A 23,782-nucleotide genomic window follows, 5' to 3' on the forward strand; every position below is an offset into this window, starting at 1 on the left:
AGGTTCAACGCCGCGCTGATCGTGTCCGGATGATCCACACCGAGTTCGGTGGTCCACCGGTCGTGGACGTGTTCGCCGATGCGGCGGCTGGTCGGGTAGTCGCCCTGGTTACGCAAGGCCGCAGTCAGCGCCAGCAAGAATTTCCGGCCCGTGTCGCTGTCGGTATTCAGCAGACCCGTCGCCACGGCATGGGGATACAACTGCGCGTACCGTCCCCAGCCCGCAGGAATCGTCCCATCGGGCGGATGGCTCTGGGCAAGTAGACCCTGCACCGCCCGGTGCAGCATCGGCCGAAGCGCCTGCGGGGTGTCGTCCCGCAAAACGGCCTGGACCAGCCTGTGTATCACCACCCGGTCACCCGCAACCAGACGCACCATCGCCGTCCGCACCAACGTCCCGACGACATCCCGCAACACCAACGGATCACGGGCTGCCTCRCCCAACGGCGCAGGCAACAGACCGGCGACCTCAGGTCGGACCAGGTCCACCGGGATCGGCTCCGGACCGAACTGCGCCCACAACCGCAACAACAACACCGCCGACTCATCCAACGTCCGTAGCGCCACCGTCCACGTCGCCGCGACCGGCACATGATCCGCCGGGACGCCGCGGGCCATCACCTCCGACACACGCCCTCGCAGCAGATCCACATACTCCCGGGCCGAGATTCCGGTCTCCGCCAGCCACGCGCCGGCCTGCTCCAACGCCAACGGCAAATCGTCCACTGCCGCCGCGATCTGCCCCGCCTCGGCCACCGATAGCCGTGGCGCCCTCTCCCGCAGCAGTGCCACCGACCGGTCCCGCGGCAGCACGTCCACCTCTACCGTGCCCGCCAGCCGCGACCACGCCAGATCCCGCGTCGTCACCAGCACATGCCCACCACCAGCTGCCGACAACAACCCGTACAGATCGTCCGGCCCACCCGCGTTGTCCAGGATGATCAACCAGCGCGGGAACCGCTGACCATGCCGAAGCACCTCTACAACCGCACGCGCCGATTGCTCCGCCTGCCCAGCCGCCGCCATCCCGACCCGCGCCGCCAACGCCGCCAAAGCCCCCAGTGCCAACGCCGGATCCTCCGCAGGCACCCACCACACCAAGTCGTAGTCACCCGCATGCCGGTAGGCGTACTGCACCGCCAATTGCGTCTTCCCGACCCCACCCAGACCGTGCAGGGCCTGAGGCACCGCTACCGCCCGGCCATCCCCCACCAGACGGGCCCGCAGGTCCGCCAGCTCCTCCTCACGGCCCGTGAAATGCGGATTCCGCGGCCACGGCAACGACCACACCACACCACCACCCGCCGCCGTCGCCGAGCCCGAACGTGCAGCACCTGCCCGGAACACCGGATTCGCCGGAAACAGCTCCAAGGCCGCCGCACACAGAACGGCCGGGCCGTCCTCGATCAACCCGTTCGACAGCAGCCCTGACACCGCCGACCAGAAACCCAGAGCATCCGACGCCGCCCACGACGGCAACCGCTCCACAGGCACACCCGCAGCCACCAGAACCCGCCCAGCCGAACCCGAATCCGGGAACACCGTCGCGAACGCCGCGACCTCACCCACCGACAAGCCACCCACCGGCAGCCACCCCCGTCACCAACCAGCCACCAGCCGTGGCACGCCAGTGACTCAGACGAACATCATCCCACCAGGGGCGCAGCTACAGCCAGCACCCACCGAACACATCACCAAACACCACCGAGTGACCGACATCACAACGTGAAGGTGAGTAATTTCGGTTTCTTGCCTCAGCACGAGAGAGCACTGCTACTCGAGATCGCCGATCTGGGAATCCGGTGGTAAAGTCCGCAGCCGCCCCCAGCCGTCAGGATCGGCTAGTGCTGCCCTGGCGCGGATCGTGTCTGGATGATCCTCACCCAACACCCGCCGCCCCCGGGCCAGCACGTCCTCCTGCAGGACACGCGCGGCCAGGTAATCACCCTGCTCATGCAGGGTGGCCGCGAGGTTCGACGCCGCGACGATCGTGTCCGGATGATCCTCACCCAACACCCGCCGCCCCCGGGCCAGCACGTCCTCCTGCAGGACACGCGCGGCCAGGTAATCACCCTGGTCCGCCAGGGTGGCCGCGAGGTTCGACGCCGCGACGATCGTGTCCGGATGATCCTCACCGAGGCTCGTGGCCCACCGGCCGTGGGCGTGTTCGCCAATACGACGGCTGGTCGGATAGTCACCCTGATCACGCAAAGCCGAGGCCAGAGCTATCAGGAAATCCCGGCCCGCGTCGGTGTCGGTGTCCAGGAGACCGGTTGCCAGGACATGGGGATAGAGCCGGGCGTACCGGCCCCAGCCCGCAGGAGTCGACCTGTCCGGCGGATGGCCCTCGGCAAGCAGCCCCTGCACTACCCGGCGCAGCACCGGCCGGGCCGCCTCCGGGGTGTCGTCGCGCAAAACGGCCTGGACCAGCTGGTGCATCACCACCTGGTCATCAGCGACCAGACGCACGATCGCTGTCCGGGCAAGCCTGCTCACGGTGTCCCGGAACCTGATGGGATCATGGGCGACCTTGCGGAGTCGTCGCGGGAGCAGGCGCGCGACCTGCGGCCGGATCAAGTCCACGGGGATGGGCTCCGGGCCTAGCTGCGCCCACAACCGCGCCAGCACCACCGCTGACTCATCCAGACCACGTAGCGCCACGGTCCACGTCGCCGCCACCGGCACATGATCCGCCGGAGTGCCCCGGGCCATCACCTCCAACACCCGCACCCGCAGCAGATCCACGTACACCCCCGCCGGCATACCCGTCTCCGCCAGCCACGCCCCCGCCTGCTCCAACGCCAACGGCAAATCCTCCACCGCCGCCGCAATCTCCCCCGCCTCCACCTCCGACAGCCGCGGAGCCCGCTCCCGCAACAACACCACCGACCTGTCCCGCGGCAGCACGTCCACCTCCACCGTGCCCGCAAGACGCGACCAGCCCGGATCCCGCGTCGTCACCAACACATGACCACCGCGACCAGCCACCGACACCACCCCGTACAGATCGGACGGCGCCTCCGCGTTGTCAACTATCAGCAACCAACGCGCGAAACGGTCCCCCTGGCCTAGCAGCTCCACCACCGCACAGGCGGACTCCTCCGCCTGCCCAGCCACCCCGACCCCGACCCGCTCCGCCAACGCCGCCAACGCCGCCAACGCCAGCGCCGGATCCTCCGCCGGCACCCACCACACCAGGTCATAGTCACCGGCGTGCCGGTAGGCGTACTGCACCGCCAATTGCGTCTTCCCGACTCCACCCAGACCATGCAGAGCCTGCGGTACGGCCACCGCACGACCATCCCCCACCAGCCGGGCCCGCAGGTCCGCCAGCTCCCGTTCACGGCCCGTGAAATGCGGATTCCGCGGCCACGGCAACGACCACACCCCAGCCCCCACCGGACCACCCGAAGGCAAAGCACCCGCCCGAAACACCGGATTCGCCGGATACAGCGCCAACGCCGCAGCACACAGGACCGCCCGGCCGTCCTCGATCAGCCCATTCGCCAGCAACGACGACACCGCCGACCAGAACCCCAGCRCATCCGACGACGCCACCCACGACGGATGCCGACTCACAGGCACACCCGCCGCCACCAACACCCGGCCCGCCGCCAGCGCGTCCGGGAACACCTCCGCAAACGCCCCAACCTCATCCGCCGACAAACCACCCACCGACAGCCACCCCCGTCACCAACCAGCCACCAGCCGTGGCACGCCAGTGACTCAGACAAACATCATCCCACCGACGATGCAGCTACAGCCAGCACCCACCGAACACATCACCAAACACCACTGAGTGACCGACGTCACACTTGAGGGTGAGTAATTTCGGTTCCTCGCCTCGTCRCAAGAGAGCACTACTACGCGAGGACTGTTGATCCGACTACCCGCGGAGACGTTCCGAATGGCATGGTCCTGCCGAGCCGTTCGCCGGCCGCCAGCTGGGCACCGCTCGGCCGCCAGTCCTTTCTCGTCAGGCCGGCGAGTCGGCCAGGTACTCCTCCCGGAGCTTTCCCTTGGCGAGTTTGCCGGTGGGCATCCTCGGCAGCTCCTCGCGGAACACGACGACCCGCGGCACCTTGTAGCCGGCGATGCCGCGACGCAGGTAGGTACGGAGTTCCTCGGCCAGTTCGGGCGAGCCCTCGACGCCGTCGGCGAGCTGTACCACGGCGTGCACGTACTCCCCCATCTCGGGATCCGGCAGCCCGAACACGGCGACGTCGGCGACCAGCGGGTGCATGACCAGCGCGGCCTCGATCTCCGCCGGGTAGATGTTCACGCCGCCGGAGATGATCGTGAAGCTCTTCCTGTCGGTCAGGTAGACGTAGCCGTCCTTGTCGAGGTAGCCCATGTCGCCGGCGGTCGCCCAGGTGGGGTGGCGTGGGTGGCGGCTCTCCCGGGTCTTCTCCGGGTCCCGGTGGTACTCGAACGGCTCCTCGTCGCGTTCGAAGTACAGCGTCCCGGCCTCGCCGGTCGGCAGCTCCYGCCCGGCCTCGTCGCAGACGTGCGGGGTGCCTATCAGCGGCCGGCCCACCGAGCCCGGGTGCGCCAGCCAGTCCTCGGCGCCGATGTAGGTGAGCCCGGCGCCCTCCGTCCCCGAGTAGTACTCGTCGACGATCGGGCCGAGCCAGTCGATCATCTGGCGCTTCACGTCCACCGGGCACGGAGCGGCGGCGTGGATCAGTCGCCGCAGGCTGGACAGGTCGTACCGGAGCCGCACCTCGTCGGGCAGCTTCAGCAGCCGGACCAGCATCGTCGGCACCACCTGGACATGGGTGACCCGTTCACGCTCGATGACGGCCAGCAGCTGCTCCGCGTCGAACTTGTCGAGGATGACAAGGGTCCCTCCGATCTCGTGCACGCCGGTCGACCACTGCAGCCCGGCCGCGTGGTACAGCGGCGTCGGGCACAGGTAAACCGATTCCTCCGTCATCCCGAACAGGAACCGCGCGAGGGTGGAGATCCCGCCCCGGCCCGGCTCGTCGACCGCGTCACCGGACAGCCTGCGCCGGATGCCCTTGGGCCGTCCCGTCGTTCCCGACGAGTAGAGCATCACGTCGCCCCGGGGCTGCTCGGCCAGCGGCTCGGCGGAGCGGGCGGCGATGGCGGCCTCGTAGGTCTCGAATCCGTCCACGGAGCCGTCCATCATCAGCCGGATGCCGCACTCCGGCGCGAGCTGCGCCACCCGCGTCGCCAGCTCGCCGAACCGCCTCGTCGCGACGAGCGCCTTCGCCGCCGAATCGTTGACGAGGTACGCCGCCTCGTCCGCGGCGAGATGCCAGTTCACCGCCGTCAGGTAGAAGCCGGAACGCAGCGCGGCCCAGACGACCTCCAGGTAGCGCGGATGGTTCTCGGCGACGATCGCCACCGCGTCACCGGGGCGCACCCCGCGCTCCCGTAGCAGGCGGGCCAGGCGGATGGACCGCTCGTCGAGCTCCCGGTAGCTGACGCGCTCGCCCGAGGTGCCCATGACGACGGCGGCCTTTGCCGGGTGAGCGGCCGCGTGCAAGCCTGGGTACATCAGCGGACCTCCAGCGTCTGTGTGCCAAGCCCCGAAGGCGGCCGAGGACTCGAGGATCGCCGCGCCCGCTCGGTCATGCCTCCGCCTCGATGAGTTCCAGCGCCTCCAGCTCACGGATGGCCGCGCAGGCGCCGTGGGCCATCGAGAGGAACATCCGGTCGGAGTTGTCCGACCGGACGCCGGCGGCGTAGACGCAGCCGAGCACCGTGATCAGTGGCCCGTGCGGCAGGCCGCGCCGGTAGTCGTCGAAGCAGTCGGCCACCGTGTAGCCGGTGACGCCGAGCTCGACGAGCCGCCGGTGGTAGGCGTCGACCAGCTCGCCCTCGTGCGCGCGGCGCACGTCCGGGGACAGCGCGGTGGACAGGAAGTAGGCGAGGTCACGGCCGGGCAGCCCGATCGAGATCGTCTGCCAGTCGACCGCGCACACCCCCGGGCCGTCCGCCGGGAACAGCAGGTTGTCCAGCCGGTAGTCGCCGTGCAGTACCGAGTAGGGCGCCTCGTAGGCGCTCTGCCAGCGGTAGGTCAGCGCGGCGGCGCGCCGCAGTGTGTCCGCGTCGCGCGGGTCGAGCTCGGCCCGGTAGCGCTCGACGAAATCCGCGGTGGCCGCCACGTGCAGCTCGCCCATGAACGCCCGCGCGGCGTCGTCGGAGCGCGCGAGCCAGGACGACTCGGCGTCGAGCAGCGCGCTGTTCCAGAACGGGGCGTGCAGCCCGGCGAGGTTGCGGACGGCGTCGGCGGCCTGGTCGACGTCGCAGCCGGCCTCCTGACTGCCCGCGCGGGCCGGGTGCGCGTCGGCGAGTACCAGCGTGAAGAAGCGGGAGTCCGGGCTGATGGCCGCCTGCCAGCAGTGCGGCGTGCGGATCCGCACGGAACCGGCGAGGTGGGCGTAGAAACCGACCTCCTTGCGGTAGCCCTGCCGGACCACGCCGCGCCCGTCCGGGTCGCCCGCGCCCATCTTGACCACCACCGTGCGCGGGGCGGTGCTCACGGCGTCATCGGGCCCGCCGCTGCCGGGCCCGCCGTCCGCGTACTCCAGGTGGAAGCGGTAGCTGGAGCCCATCTGCCCCGTGCCCACCGCCTCGTGGCGCAGGCCGGTCACGGTGACGTCGCCAGCGCCGCCGCCGCGCAGCGCCGCGGTCATCCAGGCCGGGGTGATCTCGCCCGGGTCGTCGACGACCTGCGCGGCCGTCCCGATGGCGTCGACGTCGTCGCCCTCACCGGGCGCCCGCCGCGCGGCTGTGTCGTCAGCCGTGGCCGTGCCGTCCGCGGCCGTCATGCCGACCGCCCCGGGTTGGCCGGCAGGCCGGACAGGCCGGCCGGGCGGACGCCGCGGTAGGCATGGACGACGGGCGCGAGCTCCGCGGATGTCGCGCCGTGCATGATCACTCCGGTCACGCCCAGATCGAACTGGCGCGCGACGGCCCGGGCGCACTGCTCGGGGCTGCCGGTCGCGGCCGTCGCCAGCCATTCCGCCGGGATCAGCGTGGCGATGTGCTCAAGCTGTTCCGTCGTCGCCTTGGCGTCGATCCCGCCCTTGACCGAGGTGACCACCTCGTCCGCGCGGAACCGGGCCAGCACCGCCGGGTCCCAGTCGTTGACCCGGACCATCAGGTCGCCGTAGCCCTGCAGGTAGGAGCCGAGCCGGCCGACGGTCTTGAGCAGCCGGCGGTCCTCGGGGACCTCGTCGGAGACGGTGGCCAGCACCGACCAGACCCGCACGCTCGCCGGGTCGCGGCCCGCCGCCTTGGCGCCGCGGGCGACGGCGGCCAGCGCCTCGCGGACCGCGGTGTCGGAGTAGAAGGTGTGCAGGATGACGCCGTCCAGGCAGCGGCCGGCGAGCTCCAGCGAGCGCGGCCCGAGCGCGGCGAGCATCACCGGGATGTCGTCGTCGAAGTCGGCGTCCTGGTGCAGGTACGGCCAGGCGCCGGCCGGGCCGTCGTGGCCGAGCACCATCTCGCCGTGCCACAGCCGGCGCAGCACGCCGACGAAGTCCTCGATCTGCGCCCCGGTGATCGGCTTCAGCCCGAACGCCTGGAACAGCCGGTCGAAGCCCCGGCCCAGGCCCAGCGCGAACCGGCCGCCGGTCAGCCGGTGCATGGTGGCCGCCATCGTCGCGGTCACGATCGGATGGCGGGTGTTGTGGTTCGTCGCGCCGGTGGCGATGCCGATCGACGTGCTGACCGCTCCGGCGGCGCCGGACAGCGTCGCCGCGTCCTTGGTGCTGAACCGTTCGGAGATGAAGGTGGCGCCGATACCCAGTTCCTCGGCGGCGCGTACCTCGTCGACCAGGTCACGGGGTGCCGAGCTGTGCCCGGCTAACGTGTAGAAACCCAGCTCGGTGAGCTGGGGACTGCCCGTCGGCTGGTCGGGCGGCTGGTTCGGCGTCACGTCGCGCTCCGTCCGGATCGGTCCGGCCGGCCGCACGCCGACCGACTGGTACTGCGGGTAGGCCTAGACGCCCCCGGGCCGTCGATGAACGGTTCCGCGCGTACTCACCGCGCTCCTCCCGAACACCTCGGCGCGRCCGGGGGTGGACGCCCGCCGCGAGCGGCAGGCCGTGCGACCAGATGTTGCATAAAGTATCCTTTCTGCGAGCGGCAGACAACGGCCGCCGACCGGATCCGCCGGCCGCGCCGTCACGGCGGGCCAAGCACGAGCCTTCGGGCCAGTCCTGTCCCTCCACACATTTGCCAAGACTCGGCAATACCGTAAAGCGCCGGAGCCCTCGGCTCCCTGCCGCGAACGGACTCGACGCGCCGGTCCGCCCGATCAACCGGCAGTCGCTCCGCCCGCCGTGCCACGGGAGAGGGGCCCCGCCGGCCGCGCCGTGCCCTTCGGAGGACCCATGCCGTCGCTGGACACCATCAACGTCTACGACCCCGCCCGCTACGAGAGCGGCATCCCCCACGAGGACTTCCGGGTGCTGCGCGCGCAGGCCCCCGTCTTCCACCATCCCGACCACGAGCGCCCCGACGGCCTCTGGGCGGTCACCCGGCACGCCGACGTCACCCGGGTGTCCCGCAACCCGGAGCTGTTCTCCTCGAACCGGTGCACCGCGAACCTGGGCGAGATGACCGAGGAGAGCATCGCCCAGCAGCGGCTGATGATGCTGAACATGGACCCGCCGGAGCACAACCGGCTGCGCGGCCTGGTCAACCGTGGGTTCACCCCGAAGATGGTGAGCCGGATGACCCAGCACCTGCGGGACACCTGCGAGCGGATCGTCGACGAGGCGCTGGCGGCCGGCTCCGGGGACTTCATCGAGCTGTGTGCCGCCGACCTCCCGCTGATCGTGATCGCCGAGCTGATGGGCGTGCCGGTCGAGGACCGGGGCAAGCTGTTCGACTGGTCCAACCGGCTCGCCGCCGCGACCGACGGGCAGCTGGACAGCGACGGTGACGCCGCGGTCGCCGTCATGGAGGCCTACGGGTACGCCAACGACCTCGGCGCGGCCAAGCGCGCCTGCCCGGCCGACGACATCGTCAGCCGCCTGGTGGCCAAGGACGAGCAGGGCCAGGAGCTGTCCGAGCTGGAGTTCGACCTGTTCTTCCTGCTGCTGATGTTCGCCGGCAACGAGACGACCCGCAACGCGATCGCCGGCGGGATGCAGGCGATGATCGACCATCCCGACCAGTGGGAGCGGCTGCGCGCGGACCCCGGCCTGGCGTCGAAGGCCGCCGACGAGATCGTCCGCTGGGTCAGCCCGGTCAACGGATTCCGCCGCACCGCCACCCAGGACGTCGAGCTCGGCGGCCAGCTCATCCGCGAGAACGACAAGGTCGTCATGTTCTACGCCTCGGCGAACTTCGACGAGGCGGTCTTCGACGACCCGTACACCTTCGACATCGGCCGCAGCCCCAACCCGCAGCTCGGCTTCGGCGGCGGCGGCCCGCACTTCTGCCTCGGCCGCCACCTCGCCATGCTCGAGATCGAGCTGATGTACCGGACGCTCGCCGCCCGGGTGCGCCGCGTCGAGCCGCTCGGGCCGCCGACCCGGCTGCGCTCGAACTTCGTCAACGGCGTCACGGCGATGCCGGTCCGCCTCATCCCGGCCTGACACGGCCTGGGAAGCGGCTTGTGACGGTGGGCCGGCGCTAGCACTGTTTCTCGCCAGCGCGCGTCTCCCGCCGGCGTGACCGGTTCAGGCGGCCGGTCCGGACCGAGCCGCCCGGCCCCGCCCTCGTCCACGTCCGGCGCCACCGAGGGGCGTACCGCGTAAAGCGCGTCGCCCATGCTGGCGGCGAGGCTCGCGGCCGGCAGGTCGAGGCCTCGGTCGCGGGCGAGCTCGACCGCGTGCCGCAGGTCCTTCTCGAGCAGCGCCGAGACGGTGGCGAAGTACTCGTGGTCGGGGTCCACCGGCTGGCCGCGGCGCCGCTCGTGGATGTTCAGGAAGACGTCGGCCTGAGCCGAGAGCGTCCCGGAGGCCCGGGTGACCTCGACCAGCAGGCCGTCGGCCACCCCCAGTGCGCGCGCCAGCTGGGCGGCCTCATAGGACGCCAGGTAGTCGAGGTAGACCATGACGTTGTGGGCCAGCTTCAGCGCGGCGCCGCTGCCCAGGGGCCCGGCGCGCACCAGCCGGCCGGTGAACGTCGCCAGCGCCGGCTCGACCGCGTCGACCGCCGCCGGCTGCCCGCCGACCAGTGCCCACATCGACCCTTCCCGGACGCCCTCGGCGCCGGTTCCCGTCAGCGGGGCGTCCACCAGGTCGACGCCGCGGCCGGCGGCCGCCGATGCGAGGTCCGCGACGGTGTCCGGGTGCACCGTCGACAGGATGGCGACGACGTGCCCGGGACGCGCGCCCGCGAGCACGCCACGCTCACCTGACAGCACGTCGACGCACTGGGCGTCGTCGCGGACGCACACGAGCGTGACGTCACTGGCCGCCGCGACCYCGGCGGCCGTCGCGAGGCCGCGGGCGCCCRCCTCGACGGCGTCGGCGACCGGCGCGGGCCGCACGTCGTGGACCGTCGTGACCAGGCCCGCGCCGACCAGCCGGCGCGCGATCGGCGCGCCGAGGATCCCCAGCCCGACCAGCCCGACCGACGGGTGTCCCACGGAGCCTCCAGGAAGGCAGGGGTGGGCCTGAGCCAGACCACCCGAGGAGCAGGGATCAGATATTGCAGGTTATATACATCCCGATCGTTTACTACAGACTGTTGATCGGGTGCTGCGGACGGTGGTAGCCGTCGAACCGCAGCTGGCCGCCGCGCAGCTCCCGGATCGTCAGGAAGTCGCCCTTGTAGCCCTTGTGGTCCCAGGGGCCGAACTGGATGTAGGTGGCCGGGCCGCCGTTGGTGGCGGGCATCCAGCGGATGCGCTCGATGCCTTCCTTGACCTCCTCGGGGGTGGCCATCGCGGCGTTGGCGACCCCGTGGATGCCCACCCGCGCCGTGTCGTAGCCCAGGGCGACGACGACGTTCTTCGACACCCGGCCGAAGCGCTTCTCGAACCGCGCGACCATGGCCTCGTAGTTCGGGTTCGTGCCCTCCACGCCGAGCTGGTCGACGCCGTGCCAGCCCTCCAGGCCCTCCGCCCACGTGTTGGTGTTGGAGTAGAACATGAACGCCGTGCCCATGACCCGCGGCGGGTCCCAGTCGAGCGTCCTGAACGCCTCGGCGAAGTGGAAGGTGGAGTAGCCGTACCCGCCGTAGTAGATGCCGGTGATGCCGTCCTCGCGCATCGACCGGAGGTGGTCGGTGAGGCCCCGCGGGTTCGGCCCGAGCTTGATGTCGCGGGCGATGGTCAGYCCGAGGCTGTTGCACTCGTCCCGGAAGAAGCCGGCGTAGTCACGCCCCGAGCTGCCCTGCTCCCAGAACATGCCGACCTTCTGGTGCCCCTGGCTCTTCAGCCACTGGGCGCACATCACCCCCTCGGTGGGGACGTCGCCGTTGGCGATGGTGAAGCAGTACTCGCTGGCGAACCGCCAGGCGCCCGTCCAGGCGATGACGGGCACCTTGCGCCGGTTGACCAGCTCCTGCAGCGACAGCGAGTTGTCGCTGACCTCCGGGCCGAGCACGACGACGCACCCCTGGTCGCAGAGCCACTCGTAGCCGGTGCGGGTCTTCTGGAAGTTCTCCCGGGGAAGGCCGCGGGCGTCGGCGACGACGAGGCGGACCGGCCGGTCGTAGATCCCCTCGTTCAGCGCGTCCTCGAAGGCAAGGATCGTCGCGTTGATCCAGTCGAAGATGAGCTGGCCGTTCTCGATGTCCATGAGCAGGCCGATCTTCACCGGCTCGAACGCGTCGCCCTGGGTCTGCAGGCCGCGGGTCGGGGGGTACACGACGATGTCGGCGTGTGCCTTCTCCCCGATGCGGCCGCCGCCTTCATACCACTTCGTGGCCGCGCCGGCGTCGGGCGCGTCGGTGCCCGACCGGACGTTGGTCACCGCGCGGTCGGRCTCGGCGATCCCGTGCTCCGTCGGCTCCGGGAACATCCGCTCCACGAACTCGCTGTCCGAGTACGAGTGGCTCATCCATCGCTCCGTCGATCAGAAGGCTAGAATAATTACGTGTCGCAATATAACGAAACGCACTCTAGCGACGGTTCGCCGGCCCGGGCAACACCCGGCGTCGCCGACCCCTCGCGCGGACGGCCGCGCGATCCCCAGGTCGACGAACGGATCAGGCAGGCCACGCTGGAGCTGCTGAGCGAGAAGGGATTCGCCGACACCACGATCGCCGCCGTCGCGCGCCGCGCCGGCGTGGGAGCGCCCGCCATCTACCGCCGCTGGCCCTCGCGGACCGCGATGATCGAGAACGCGATCTTCCCCGGCTTCGACCGCCTCGTGGTGCGGCCGACCGGCGATCTGCGGCGCGACCTCAAGCGGTACGTGGACGCCTTCGTCGCGACCTTCGACCTGCCGGCGGCCCGGGCCGCGCTGCCCGCCCTGCTGAGCGTCTACCAGTCGGATCCCGAGAACAACGCGCTCGCCGGGCAGCGGGTCGGCGGCAGCGTCCGCGAGCCGTTCCGCGAGATGCTCGCCAAGGCCGTGCCCGACCACCCGCACGCGGACGTCGACAGCGACGACGTCCTCGACATGCTGATCGGCTCGGTGCTGTTCCACCTGTTCATCCGCCGGTTCTCCGGTCGGGACATGACCAGCGACTACATCGTCGACCTGCTCGCCCGCGCCGTCCTGGCCGGCCGGGACCGACCGTAGCCGCGGCGGCCCCGACTGCTCGAACGGCGGCTCGAGGGCCGAGCGGTCAGGAGCGAGCGTCCGCGGTCGCCGGCCGCAGAAGGCGCGCGCAGATGTCGACGAGACGCTCCAGGGGGCGGTTGCGCTGGGCGACGGTGGGGATCAGGGTTCTCGCCAGGACGCAGCCGAGCAGCGTGTCGAAGACGTCGTCGGGGTCGGCCGCCGGGTCCACACTGCCGGGTGGCGCCGCCCGGAGGATGTCGAGGAACTGCGGCCGCGCCGAGACCGCGAACCACGTCTCGGCGGCGTTCGCGCGCCCGGCCGACTGATAGACGGCGAGCAGCCCCGGCACCGCGGCGCGCGCGGCCGGACCCGCCATCGTGGCCGCGTAGGCGCGGATGAACCGGCGCAGGTCGCGGCGCAGGTCGCCGGTCGGTCGCACCGTGACCGGCGCCAGCCCCGGGAAGACGGCCTGCTCGATGATCTCGATGCGCGACGGCCACCGGCGGTAGATAGCCGACGCGTGGACCGCGGAGCGCTCGGCGATCGCCTGCACCGTCGTCGCCTCGAACCCCAGCTCCACGAGCAGCTGCCGGGCCGCCTCGAGCACGCGTACATCGATGCTCGCGTCACGGGGACGCCCCCGACGCCCGTGGGGCCGGTCCGGGGTCATGAACAGATGCTATGGCGGGAACCAATTACGGGAGAAGGTGTTCCGTATTGGTCGGCCGGTCGACGCGACGAGCGACGCCTGCGTGCCTGGCCGCGCACCGGAGACCGGCCGTCATGCGGGCCGCTGGGCGGCGGGCAGGACCTCCTCGGCCACGGTCTTGAGATAGCGCCAGCCGATCTCGGGTGGCAGGCCGCCGACCAGGGGGTGCAGCCGGAGCATGCCGCCGCCACGCACGAGCTCCACGGCCTCGTCGACCGCGAGGATCTGGTGGCTGCGCCGCTCCGCCCGCAGCTCCTCGGCGGTCCGCGCGAACGACAGGCTCGCGGTGTCGGTGTTGCCCTCGTTCCAGGCGGCGTAGCTGCGCACGTCGTGCATCAGGTACGGACCCAGCTCGTCCCACGCCTGGTCGACGTCCTGCGCGACGAACACCGTCGAGGGCTCGTCGGGCGAGTTCAGCATGCACATCCCGGGCTCGTGGCCGGCCGCGCGCGCCGCTTCCTCGTAGGCCACGTGCAGTTCCTTGTTGTCGCTCTGGGCCAGGAAGCCGATGCCGTGCCGGCCGGCCCGGCGGGCGGCCGCGGGGCTGCCGCCGCCCCAGAGGATCGTCGGTCCCCCCGGCGTCAGCGGCGTCGGGGTCACCTGGACGCGGCGGCCCTCGTGCTCGAAGGCCTCTCCGGTCTTGGCACGCAGCAGGAGCGGCAGCAGCTCGTCGGCCAGCCGGCCGCGCCGGCGGAAGTCCACGCCGTACATCTCGTACTCGCCGGGCAGGTACCCGATGGCGGCGACGTAGAAGAGCCGCCCGCCGCTGAGGATGTCGAGGACCGCCATCTCCTCCGCGAGCCGGATCGGGTCGTATAACGGCAGCGGCAGGGCGGCGACGGAGAGCGGGACGACGGAGGTCCGGGCCGCCATGGCGGCGGCGAGGACCAGCGGCGCGGGCAGGTAGCCGTCCGCCGACATGTGGTGCTCGCAGAGCACCACCGTCACGCAGCCACGGGTCTCGGCCCACGCGGCCATCTCGGTCGCCGCGGCGTACAGGTCCCGCGCGGGCGCCCCCGTCGCCGGTGCCCGCATGTCGAACCGCATGATGAACATCGCCGAACCTCCTGCGCCGGGCGACACCTGCCGAGACGGAGACCCGGCCGTCGTGTGTCTCGACCGTCCGGGTCAGCCACGCGACCGGTACGGCATGATTTCGGGTTGGAACATCCCGAAATCGGGTGGGTCTGTCAACCGGGAGCGACACGCGTCGTGCCGCGACGCACTCAAACCGCGCGCGAGGCCGGCGGACGGCCGTGGGTGGCGGCGGTCAGGGCGTCGGCGGCCGCCCGCACCCGTTCACCGAGCCCGAGGATCTCGGCGCCCGGGCGCACCGGCATCCCGCCGTGGCCGTCCGCGCACACGAGGCACAGGACGACGACGACCGTGCCTGCGGCGTCGAAGACCGGCGCGTTGACGGCGGACGCGCGGTAGCCCGCTGCCGGGTCGATGGTCGCGGGCAGGGTGTCCGCCAGGTCGAACATGCCGCCGATCTCGCTCATCAGCCGTCGCAGCGTCTCGGCATGCTCCGCGTGGCGCTGGTCCTCGCCGAGCTCGGCGGCGAGCGTGCCGAGACGTTCCCGCACCCGGTTCTCGACCTCCAGCGCCCAGCCGCGGGCGCGGACACCGGCCAGGCCCGGAGCCACCCGGGCCAGCGCGTCCGCCGGCCGGTCCGGGCCGAGGCGCGCCAGCCATCGGTCGACGGCCCCGTCGTCGGCCCAGGCGACGCAGACCGAGCCGAGCGGCGGCTGGGGCGGTATCCGCTGACCCAGGCGCAGGCCGAAGTAGGTGGTGACCGGCTGCTGGGCCGCGCCGCCGACCGCGCCGTCCACCACCGGCCGGCCGATCTCCGCGACCAGCAGCTCGTCGTGCTCGCCCGGGATGGCGCCGGCGACCAGCGCGAGACACATCAGGCCGGTCGCCTCGGCCATCTCCCGCACGACCGGCCGGGCGCTGTCGACCACCGGATGGCCGCGGGCCGCCGCGCGGCCCGTGGCGACGAGCGCGGGGCCCAGCCGGTAGGTGTGCCGCTGGGGATGGCGCAGCAGCCAGCCGCGGCGGGCCAGGGCAACCACCATCGGATGAACCGTGGCCTTGTTGACGCCGRCCGCCCGGGCGATGTCGGCCAGCGTGAAGCCGTCGTCGGGGCGCGTGGCCAGCAGGTCCACCAGGTCGATGAGCCGCTCTGTCTGCGGCGAGGGTCTGGTCATGGCGTCCCGACGATAGCCGGCCAGCATGGCGGCCGTTTGCATAATGCCACCGTTGATTTGGGCACTGCATCCTGCGAGGGTCAGACGACCCCGCCCGCCGCCTACCGAGGAGACGCCGATGACCGACGCGGCGCACGACGCCCCTGGCCGCTTACCGGCCGCCGACCGTGTACCGCGGCAGGCGGGCACGGAGCCGACCCCGACGAGAGGCATGCCGCCTGGCTGGGTCGGCGTCGTCACCGGGGCGGCGAACGGCATCGGGCGGGCCGTCGCGCGGCGCTTCGTCGCCGAGGGCGGGAAGGTCGTGGGCGGGGACGTCGACGAGGCGGGCCTCGCCGCGCTCACGGCCGAGCTCGGCCCGGACGCGTTCGCCGCGGCGCGGTGCGACGTGACCGTCGAGGAGGACGTCGCCTCGCTGATCGGCCTGGCCGGCGCCCGGTTCGGCCGGCTGGACGCCGTGGTCGCCAACGCCGGCGGCGGCTCGTCCGCCGAGATCGCCGACCACGACTTCGCCGAGTGGCGCCGGGTGGTGGACCTGTGCCTGCACGGGGCGTTCCTCACGGTCAAGCATGGCGCCCGCGCGCTGCGGGACGCGGGCCGCGGCGGCGCGATCGTCACCCTCGCGAGCCTCAACGCCGTCCAGCCCGGCCGCGGCATGGGCGCCTACTGCGCGGCCAAGGCCGGCGTCGTCGCGCTCACCGAGGTCAGCGCCCTGGAGCTCGGGCGGCACGGCATCCGGGTCAACGCGGTGGCGCCTGGCCTGGTGCGGACCGCGGCCACGGGCCCGATGTGGAGCGTGCCGGGTCTCGTCGAGGAGTTCGTCGACAACGCCCCGCTCGGCCGCTTCGCCGAGCCGGACGAGGTCGCCAACCTCGTCTGGTTCCTCGCCTCCGACCAGGCGTCCTACGTCAGCGGCGGGCTGTACGGCGTCGACGGCGGTGCGCGGACCAGGCGCTACCCGGACATGATCGCCGCGGTCGAGCGGCTCATGACCGCGAGCCCCGCCACCTCCTGACAACCTTCGCCCGGACACGGCCGGCTGGCGCAGGCCAGCGGACAGACAGGAAAGGCACCCGTGGGCACGACTACTGGCGGCGAGCTGGTCGCCCGCACGCTCGTCGACCTGGGAGTGACGCACGCCTTCGGCGTCCACGGCGGCCATCTCGACCCGTTGCTGACGGCGCTCGACGCCCTCGGCGTCACCCTCGTCGACACCCGGCACGAGGCGGCCGCCGGCAACGCCGCCGAAGGCTACGCCCGGGCGACCGGCGGCCTCGGCGTCGCCTTCGCGACCTCCGGCCCGGGCTTCACCAACGCGTACGCGGCGCTGGCGAACGCCTACATCGACCGGATCCCGATCCTGCTGCTCACCAGCTCGCCGCCGCTGCGCGAGGCGGAGCTCAACGTGCTGCAGGGCGGCCTCGACCAGGTCGCGGCGGCCCGCACGGTCGCGAAGTGGGCGCATCGGGCCACCACCGCGGCGCGCCTGCCCGACCTGGTCGCGCTGGCCGTGCGGCACGCGACCACCGGGGTGCCGGGGCCGGCCGTGCTCGACATCCCGATCGACGTCATGTACCGGAAGATCGACGAGGCTGTCGCGACCAGGCCGTCACTGACGATGCCGACGCCGCCCGCGCCGGCGTCGGCGGCCCTGCGCCGGATGGTGGAGCTGCTGCGCACCGCACGCCGGCCGGTGCTCGTCCTCGGCGGTGGCGCCGCGCTCAGCCGGGATGTCCGGCCGGCCCTGGAGGCCCTGCTCGACCAGGTGCGCATCCCGGTGGTCACGACGTCGTGGGGGCACGGCCAGATCTCCCCCGACCATCCGTGCGCGCTGGGCGGGTCGGGGGCGCTCGCCGCGCTGCCGTTCCTCGCCGAGCGCCCGGACCTGTTCGTCCTGCTGGGCGCCCGCCAGGGCATCACGCTGGGCGCCCGAAGCGGCTCGATGATCGCTCCCGGCACGCCCGTGGTCCACGTCGACGTCGACGGGGTGGAGCCGGGCCGGCTCGGCGAGGTCGAGCTGTCGGTGGTCGCCGACGTTGGCGAGACGCTGCGCACCCTCGCCCTCGCCGCGGCCGCCGGGGACCTGCCCGACTGGGAGGACTGGAACACCGCCACCCGGGCCGCCGTCGGCGCGCATGCGCTGATGTACGCGGACGCCCCGGCCGTCACGCCCAGCGGGCGGCTGCACCCGTACCACGTGGCGCGGGAGCTGACCGAGGCGCTGGAGGACGACGCGGTCGTCGTCTACGACGGCGGCGAGACCGCCGGCTGGATCAACTTCTTCGCCCGCGCCCACCGGCCGCGGTCCTGGTTCGGCCTCGGCATGATGGGCGGGCTCGGCGTCGGCCAGGGCTTCGCCATCGGCGCCCAGTGCGCCCGCCCCGGCGCCCAGGTCGTGCTCGTCACCGGCGACGGCGCGGTCGGCTTCCACCTGCAGGAGTTCGACACGATGGCCCGTCACCGGCTCCCGGTGACGACGGTCGTCTACAACAACCTGTCGTGGGGCATGTCCCTGCACGGCCAGCAGGCCATCTACGGCGAGAAGACGAGCGTCGCCGTCGAACTGCCCGACACCCGCTACGACCTGATCGCGGCGGCCATGGGCCTGTACGCGGAGCGGGTCGACGACCTCGCGCAGGTGCGGCCGGCGCTGCGGCGGGCCCGCGAGAGCGGCCGGCCCGCCTGCCTCGACGTCGCCATCGCCGCCGACGTCGTCCACCCGATGATGGCCCCGCTCACCGCCGACCTCCCCGACGGCTCGATCCGCGTCCCCTACTACGAGGCGATCCCCAGCGGCGAGGGGTGAGGTCGAACACCGGGCGGGCAACGGGTCCGCGGCGTGCGGGGGGGGGCGGTACCCAGGCCAACGGGCCGAGACCAGGGCTCCCGTATGTTCTCGGGTGGCGCTGGCGAGGGAGGTCCCACCGACCGAACGCAGGTCCGCGCCGCGGACCCGTCGCGAACGGACGGGCGGGGCGAAGCGCGGCGAGGAGACACGGATGACGGACGACCTCGACGGGTCGGTAGAGCACAAATACGCGACGGTCAACGGCGTCACGCTGCACTACGTCATCGGCGGTGAAGGCCCCACGCTGCTCCTGCTCCACGGCTTTCCGGACTTCTGGTACACGTGGAAGGCGCAGATCCCGGCGCTGATCGCCGCCGGTTTCCGGGTGGTGGCACCGGACATGCGCGGGTACAACTTGTCGACCAAGCCCGTCGGCGTCTGGAACTACCAGGCCAGGGTGCTCTGCGACGACATCGACGGGCTGATCGAGCATCTCGGCGAGGACCGCGTCCATCTGGTCGGGCACGACTGGGGCGGGCTCGTCGCCTGGTTCTTCGCCATGCGCCATCCGGACCGGCTCCACCGGCTCGCCGTGCTGAACATCCCGCACCCGGAGAGCTTCTTCGCCGGGCTCCGCACCTGGAGCCAGCTGAAGAAGAGCTGGTACATGTTCTTCTTCTGTCTGCCGATCCTCCCGGAGAAACTACTCGGGGCAAGCGGGCGCAAGGGCCTGCTGAAGGTCTACGAGACCGAGCCCAACCCGCCCTTCCCGCCCGAGGACATCGACCGGTACCGCGCCGCCTTCAAGGACGACAGCACCCTGACCGCGACGATCAACTACTACCGCGCCTTCATCCGCGACGGGAGAGACCTGCGGCGTAACCACATGCGCCCGACGGACGTCCCGACGCTGGTGCTCTTCGGCGACCGCGACCCCCACCTGCGCAGCGACCTCGCCGACCCGCCGCCCCACCTGGCCCCCAACGCCCGGACGATCCACTACGCCGACGCGGGCCACTGGATCCAGCACGACCTGCCCGACGAGGTGACCACCCAGCTCGTCGGCTTCTTCGGCGAGAAGGACGGTTCGCCCTCTCGTCCCTGACGCCCACCGAGCGGGTTCGCCCAGCTCCGTACCGGCGACGATGCGGCTATCTGTTGTCCGGCTCCAGGACGAAGACGGGGATCTGCCTGCTGGTCTTCTTCTGGTACTCCGCGTAGTCCRGGTACGCGGCGACAGCCCGGTCCCACCAGACCGCCTTCTCGTCGCCGGTCACCTCGTGGGCCACCATGCTCTGCCGGGTGGGCCCGTCCTGCAGCTCCACCTCGGGGTGCGCGCGCACGTTGTAGTACCAGACGGGATGATTCGGAGCGCCGCCGAGCGAGGCCACGACGGCGTAGAGCCCGTCATGCTCGACCCGCATCAGCGGGCTCTTGCGAATCTTGCCCGACCTCGCGCCGACCGTGGTGAGGATGACGACCGGCCGGCCGTTCAGCATCGTGCCCCGGGTGCCGCCGGAGCTTTCGTACTCCTCGACCTGCTCGCGCACCCAATCCGAGGGGCTCGGCTCGTAGTCACCGGTGACAGGCATGCGCCGATTAAACGCCGCGCCGCGCCGTGGCGCCCGTCGACCTCGGGCCGGCACCCACCAACGACGCATCCGCCGTCGGCTCGACCGCCAGGGCCGTTGCCTGGCATGGGCATCGCCGGTTGCCAACCTCACCTGAAGCGGCAACAGCCCGGGCGACGGACGATGATCTGGTGGGATTTTCGGCGTCCTGACTCCGAAAATGCCACCAGATCATGAGCCGAATCATGATCTGGTGGAAGGCTCGCTCAGCGACTGGCGACGAAGGGGACGTTCTCGGGGGCGGCCTTGCGCGCCGCGAGCAGGGTCATGGACTGTTCGCCGATCGGCACCCGCAGCGGCGGCGCCTCGAGCTCCGCGGCATCGGCGATCGCGTGGGCGACCTGTTCCGGAGTGATGAAGCTGCTGGGGTTGAAGCGGCCGGCGAGCAGGTCCGGGTAGGGATCGTCGGGCAGCCGGTAGGCCAGGGGTTCGTCGAGCGCGCCCGAGCTCACCGCGCCGGGCTCGAGCAGCGTGACGCGGATCCCGAACGCAGCGGTCTCGATGGCCAGCGACTCGACCAGGGCTTCGAGTGCCCACTTGGTGGCGGCGTACGCGGCGTTGCCCGACAGCACGAGACGGCCGACCACGCTGGAGACGAACAGCAGCCGTCCGTCCCGGCGCTCGCGCATCTGCGGCAGCAGCGCCTGGGCGACCCGGATCGCGCCTGAGGTGTTCTGCGCGAACAGCCGCTCGATCTCGGCCACCGGGCTCGCCTCGACCGCGGCCAGGAAGATCACACCCGCGTTGGAGACCAGGACGTCGACCTGGCCGGCGGCCTCGACGGCTTCGTCGACGGTGGTCTGGTCGGTGACGTCGAGGCGTAGCCGCTGTGCCACGTCGAGGTCGGCGAGCGTGCGAGGGTCACGCGCGGTGGCGATGACGCGGTAACCGCGGGCCGCGAACTCGCGGGCGGTGGCCCGGCCGATGCCCTTCGAGGCCCCGGTGATCAGCACGGATGTCATGAGCTTCCCCTGTCAGTAGGAAAATCAGACCTACCTACGATCGGCCACGGTAGCGCTCTTGAGTCTGAAAATCGAACCCAGTATTCCCGGCGGTTCCCACAGCGGACCGTGCCCGTCTTCCCCGGTGGTCACGCGGGCTCCCCGGCACTCACGGCGGTGAGGCGGCCGAAGGCGGATGATGACGCGCTGCGCCGGAGGTGACGGCGCCCCGCTCAGCGAGTTGGAGGTACGGCTATCTGGCCGTCGCGCCAGCGCCGCTCCGGAACGGTCTGCTAGGGATCTCCCAGGACGGTGGCGATGACCTGTCCGCACAGCTCGCGGACCTGCTTCGGGTCCGCCGCGTCGCGGTGGGACAGGGACAGTGCCGCGGTTCCTCGGGCCATGCCCATGATGAGCAGGGCCGCGGCGTCGGCGTCGACGCTCCGCCGGATCGACCCTTCGTGCTGCCCGTCGCGGATGGTGTCGGCGAGGGCCCGGTGGGTGAGATCGTCGGCCTGGACCATCGCAGGGAGGTCGTAGCCGGAGGGGAAGGTCGCGCCCCACATGACGAGGACGGCGCGTTCCTCGATGCTCTGCCCCGACTCGACGATCTCAAGGAAGGTTTCGATGATCGCGCGCAGGAGATCCAGTCGGGAGAGTTGCCCGATGTCGCCCTCGGCTGGGCGGAGGGCGGCTGCCGTCGCTTCGTAGGTGCGTCCGTAGGCGTGTCCGATGAGGCGGCCGATGAGGCCGTCCTTGGAGCCGAAGTGGTAGGCCGGCATCGCGCGGCTGATGCCGGCGCGTTCCCCGACGCTGCGCAGCGACGTCCGCTCGATGCCGACCTCGGCGATGAGCTCCGCCGCGGCCCGCAGCAGTGCGGCCTCGGACGCGGCCCGGCGCTCGGCCTGCGTCCGCCGGAGTCCGCTGGCTGACGCACTCATACCTGACAACCTACGGAAGATGCCTGCCGCTCGACAAGTTTTGACTTGCCTGCCGCCTGGCAGATAAGTTGCCGACCAGGCGGTCGACGCTGGCTTCCCCGACGAGCTGCACGTGCTCGAGGCGAGTTCGTCGTCGTGTATGCCTTTCGGTAGGGAAAACGACGCCTACGCCGGCCGTGTTGCCGGTGTAGGGCGCGCTCCTACCGCCATCGACGGCCCTGCATGCCTTGAGACCACACGCCTTCAGGTCCTCATGCCCGAACGCCGAGTACATCCCACCGTCTGCGCACTCCGGCGGACATCGTTCGAGGGTGACGGCGGCAGCGTCCGCGGCCTCCACCGAACCGATGGCTCCGCGCCCAGTCAACCGCTGGAAGGCTCCCGCATCGCGCCGCGGTTCTCGGCCGCCGGCAACCGGTTCCAGCTGCCAGCTCATCTCACGAACGGAGGTCGCAATGACACACGTGGACGACATCGAGGCGATCAAACAGCTCAAGGCCCGGTACTGCCGCTTACTCGACACGAAGGACTGGGACGGCTACCGCCTGATCTTCACGGATGACGTGGTCATCGACACCGAGGATTCCGGCGGCAACATCGTCGACGGCGCGGACGCGTTCCTGGAGTTCCTGCGCGTCGCGCTCGCGGGCACCGTCACGGTCCACCAGTGCCACACCCCGGAGATCACCATCACCTCGCCAGCATCGGCCACCGGTATCTGGGCGATGGAGGACCGCGTCCGCTTCCCCGACGGAAATGACCTGACCGGCTTCGGCCACTACCACGAGACCTACGAGAAGGTCGACGACGGCTGGCGCATCAAGGCCTCCAAGCTGACCAGGCTCCGGATGGACTTCAGCAAGCCGGACACCGCCTGACCAGCTGAGGCACCAACGCCCCGCGCGCGGGGGCGTCGGCAAGTCGGGCGGCATCGGCAATCGACCGGAGGAGGACGACATGGAGTCCGAGGACCTTGCCGCGCAGGTCGCGGTCGTCACGGGGGGCGCGTCGGGGTTCGGCCAGGCGCTCGGCGAGCGCCTGGCCGAGCGCGGTCTGCGGATCGCGCTGCTCGACCGCGACGGGGAACGGGCCAAGACGCAGGCGGCGACGATCGCCGCGCGGCACGGTGTCGCGGCGATCGGCCTCGGCGTGGACGTCGCGAGCGGGGAGGCGCTGCGCGCGGCCGCCGGCGTCGTCGCCGATCGGTTCGGCCGCGCGGACGTCGTCGTGTCGAACGTCGGGGTCCAACTGTTCGGCGCGGTGGAACGCCTCACCGAGGACGAATGGCGGTGGGTGCTGGACGTCAACGTGCTCGGCGCGGCGCGCACCGCCCAGGCGTTCGTGCCACTCCTGCGGACGGCTCCCCGCGGCCGGCTGGCATTCACGACCTCGTCGTCCGTGCTGTCGCCAGCAGCCCGGCTGGGCGTCTACCAGGCCAGCAAGTTCGCGGTCTGGGGGCTGGCGGAGACCCTACGGCTCGAACTCGCCCCCGACGGGATCGCCGTGTCCGTCATCTTCCCGTCCGGAATGGCCTCGCGGCACCTGGAGACCAGCGCCGCCGCCCAGCCCGAGCATCTGCGCCGGGCGATCGGCGACCCTGACGACTTCGAGGCCATGGTCGCCAGCAACCCCGGCATGGTGCAGAACCCGGTCACACCCGACGAGGCGGCCGGCAACATCGTCGACGCCCTGCTCGCCGGCGAGCGCTACATCATCACGCACGGAGACCTCGTCGACGCCGTCGGAACACTCGGCGCCGACCTGCGCCAGGCGGCCACCGCCGCCCACCCCACCCGCGACCCGCGAACGGCACCAGACGACGCCCCGGCCGCCCCGCGGCCTCGCACGGCGGACAACGCCAACCGGAACAGTCCCTGAGCCCGTCCCGGTCCCGGGCG

General features: G+C 71.6%; 19 protein-coding genes and 1 pseudogene. 7 read left to right on the forward strand and 13 right to left on the reverse strand.

Annotation, left to right across the window (positions count from 1 at the left end):
- The 5 genes from fxsT (BCD49_RS30580) to BCD49_RS30600 all read right to left on the reverse strand — a co-directional run.
- Positions 1–1,568 (reverse strand): FxSxx-COOH system tetratricopeptide repeat protein (gene fxsT, locus BCD49_RS30580; RefSeq protein WP_083401819.1); only part of this gene is annotated, 1,568 nt, incomplete at its 3' end.
- Positions 1,569–1,772: 204 nt separating this feature from the next.
- Positions 1,773–3,674: an FxSxx-COOH system tetratricopeptide repeat protein gene (gene fxsT, locus BCD49_RS30585; RefSeq protein WP_071042196.1), complete on the reverse strand. Its 1,902-nt coding sequence runs from the start codon at positions 3,672–3,674 to the stop codon at positions 1,773–1,775.
- A gap of 301 nt (positions 3,675–3,975) precedes the next feature.
- A complete protein-coding gene (locus BCD49_RS30590) occupies positions 3,976–5,523 on the reverse strand; it encodes an acyl-CoA synthetase (protein ID WP_071042197.1) in 1,548 nt (515 codons plus the stop codon).
- A gap of 73 nt (positions 5,524–5,596) precedes the next feature.
- A complete protein-coding gene (locus BCD49_RS30595; RefSeq protein ID WP_007512068.1) occupies positions 5,597–6,799 on the reverse strand; it encodes a phosphotransferase in 1,203 nt (400 codons plus the stop codon).
- Positions 6,796–7,911, reverse strand: a complete 1,116-nt coding sequence (locus tag BCD49_RS30600; protein ID WP_007512070.1) for a TIGR03857 family LLM class F420-dependent oxidoreductase — start codon at positions 7,909–7,911, stop codon at positions 6,796–6,798. The genes BCD49_RS30595 and BCD49_RS30600 overlap by 4 nt, the downstream gene beginning before the upstream one ends.
- A gap of 457 nt (positions 7,912–8,368) precedes the next feature.
- On the opposite strand from BCD49_RS30600, the gene BCD49_RS45375 reads away from it, so the two are divergent.
- Positions 8,369–9,580, forward strand: a complete 1,212-nt coding sequence (locus BCD49_RS45375) for a cytochrome P450 (RefSeq protein ID WP_007512072.1) — start codon at positions 8,369–8,371, stop codon at positions 9,578–9,580.
- A gap of 173 nt (positions 9,581–9,753) precedes the next feature.
- Here BCD49_RS45375 and BCD49_RS45380 read toward each other — a convergent pair.
- Both BCD49_RS45380 and BCD49_RS30615 read right to left on the reverse strand, forming a co-directional pair.
- Positions 9,754–10,578 (reverse strand): annotated as a pseudogene (locus BCD49_RS45380) (NAD(P)-dependent oxidoreductase); the annotation flags it as partial.
- A gap of 91 nt (positions 10,579–10,669) precedes the next feature.
- A complete protein-coding gene (locus BCD49_RS30615) occupies positions 10,670–11,995 on the reverse strand; it encodes an ABC transporter substrate-binding protein (protein ID WP_071042198.1) in 1,326 nt (441 codons plus the stop codon).
- A 36-nt stretch (positions 11,996–12,031) separates the two neighbouring features.
- Between BCD49_RS30615 and BCD49_RS30620 the strand changes: the two genes are divergently transcribed.
- Positions 12,032–12,682: a TetR/AcrR family transcriptional regulator gene (locus BCD49_RS30620; RefSeq protein WP_007512078.1), complete on the forward strand. Its 651-nt coding sequence runs from the start codon at positions 12,032–12,034 to the stop codon at positions 12,680–12,682.
- 46 nt (positions 12,683–12,728) lie between these two features.
- Here the strand turns inward: BCD49_RS30620 and BCD49_RS30625 are convergent, their stop codons facing one another.
- The 3 genes from BCD49_RS30625 to BCD49_RS30635 form a co-directional block, all read right to left on the reverse strand.
- Complete coding sequence (locus BCD49_RS30625) at positions 12,729–13,334, reverse strand: TetR/AcrR family transcriptional regulator (RefSeq protein WP_007512080.1); 606 nt, start codon at positions 13,332–13,334, stop codon at positions 12,729–12,731.
- Between the two features lie 111 nt (positions 13,335–13,445).
- Complete coding sequence (locus BCD49_RS30630; RefSeq protein WP_007512082.1) at positions 13,446–14,429, reverse strand: LLM class flavin-dependent oxidoreductase; 984 nt, start codon at positions 14,427–14,429, stop codon at positions 13,446–13,448.
- Positions 14,430–14,599: 170 nt separating this feature from the next.
- Positions 14,600–15,625 (reverse strand): helix-turn-helix domain-containing protein, encoded by a 1,026-nt coding sequence (locus BCD49_RS30635; RefSeq protein ID WP_083401792.1) that lies wholly within the window; start codon positions 15,623–15,625, stop codon positions 14,600–14,602.
- Positions 15,626–15,794: 169 nt separating this feature from the next.
- Between BCD49_RS30635 and BCD49_RS30640 the strand changes: the two genes are divergently transcribed.
- The 3 genes from BCD49_RS30640 to BCD49_RS30650 all read left to right on the forward strand — a co-directional run bounded on the left by BCD49_RS30640 (position 15,795) and on the right by BCD49_RS30650 (position 19,476).
- A complete protein-coding gene (locus tag BCD49_RS30640) occupies positions 15,795–16,598 on the forward strand; it encodes an SDR family oxidoreductase (protein ID WP_035928770.1) in 804 nt (267 codons plus the stop codon).
- A gap of 60 nt (positions 16,599–16,658) precedes the next feature.
- Complete coding sequence (locus BCD49_RS30645) at positions 16,659–18,389, forward strand: thiamine pyrophosphate-binding protein (RefSeq protein ID WP_007512087.1); 1,731 nt, start codon at positions 16,659–16,661, stop codon at positions 18,387–18,389.
- 193 nt (positions 18,390–18,582) lie between these two features.
- Entirely contained in the window at positions 18,583–19,476 is an 894-nt protein-coding gene (locus BCD49_RS30650) for an alpha/beta fold hydrolase (protein ID WP_007512090.1), read from the forward strand.
- A gap of 46 nt (positions 19,477–19,522) precedes the next feature.
- On the opposite strand, the gene BCD49_RS30655 is transcribed toward BCD49_RS30650, so the two are convergent.
- From BCD49_RS30655 to BCD49_RS30665, 3 genes are all read right to left on the reverse strand, one after another.
- On the reverse strand, positions 19,523–19,963 hold the full coding sequence (locus BCD49_RS30655; RefSeq protein WP_071042199.1) for a nitroreductase family deazaflavin-dependent oxidoreductase: 441 nt from the start codon (positions 19,961–19,963) through the stop codon (positions 19,523–19,525).
- A 245-nt stretch (positions 19,964–20,208) separates the two neighbouring features.
- Entirely contained in the window at positions 20,209–20,964 is a 756-nt protein-coding gene (locus tag BCD49_RS30660) for an SDR family oxidoreductase (protein WP_007512094.1), read from the reverse strand.
- Positions 20,965–21,236: 272 nt separating this feature from the next.
- Positions 21,237–21,884, reverse strand: coding sequence for a TetR/AcrR family transcriptional regulator (locus tag BCD49_RS30665; protein WP_007512095.1), 648 nt, complete (start codon positions 21,882–21,884; stop codon positions 21,237–21,239).
- A gap of 455 nt (positions 21,885–22,339) precedes the next feature.
- Here BCD49_RS30665 and BCD49_RS30670 point away from each other — a divergent pair, with 455 nt between their 5' ends.
- Positions 22,340–22,762, forward strand: coding sequence for a nuclear transport factor 2 family protein (locus BCD49_RS30670; protein WP_007512097.1), 423 nt, complete (start codon positions 22,340–22,342; stop codon positions 22,760–22,762).
- A 79-nt stretch (positions 22,763–22,841) separates the two neighbouring features.
- The gene (locus BCD49_RS30675) at positions 22,842–23,762 is read left to right on the forward strand and encodes an SDR family oxidoreductase (protein WP_007512099.1); all 921 of its coding nucleotides are present in this window, start codon (positions 22,842–22,844) and stop codon (positions 23,760–23,762) included.
- The last annotated feature ends 20 nt before the right edge of the window (positions 23,763–23,782 follow it).

The sequence above is a fragment of the Pseudofrankia sp. EUN1h genome, assembly GCF_001854645.1.
GTDB classification, from domain to species: domain Bacteria; phylum Actinomycetota; class Actinomycetes; order Frankiales; family Frankiaceae; genus Pseudofrankia; species Pseudofrankia saprophytica.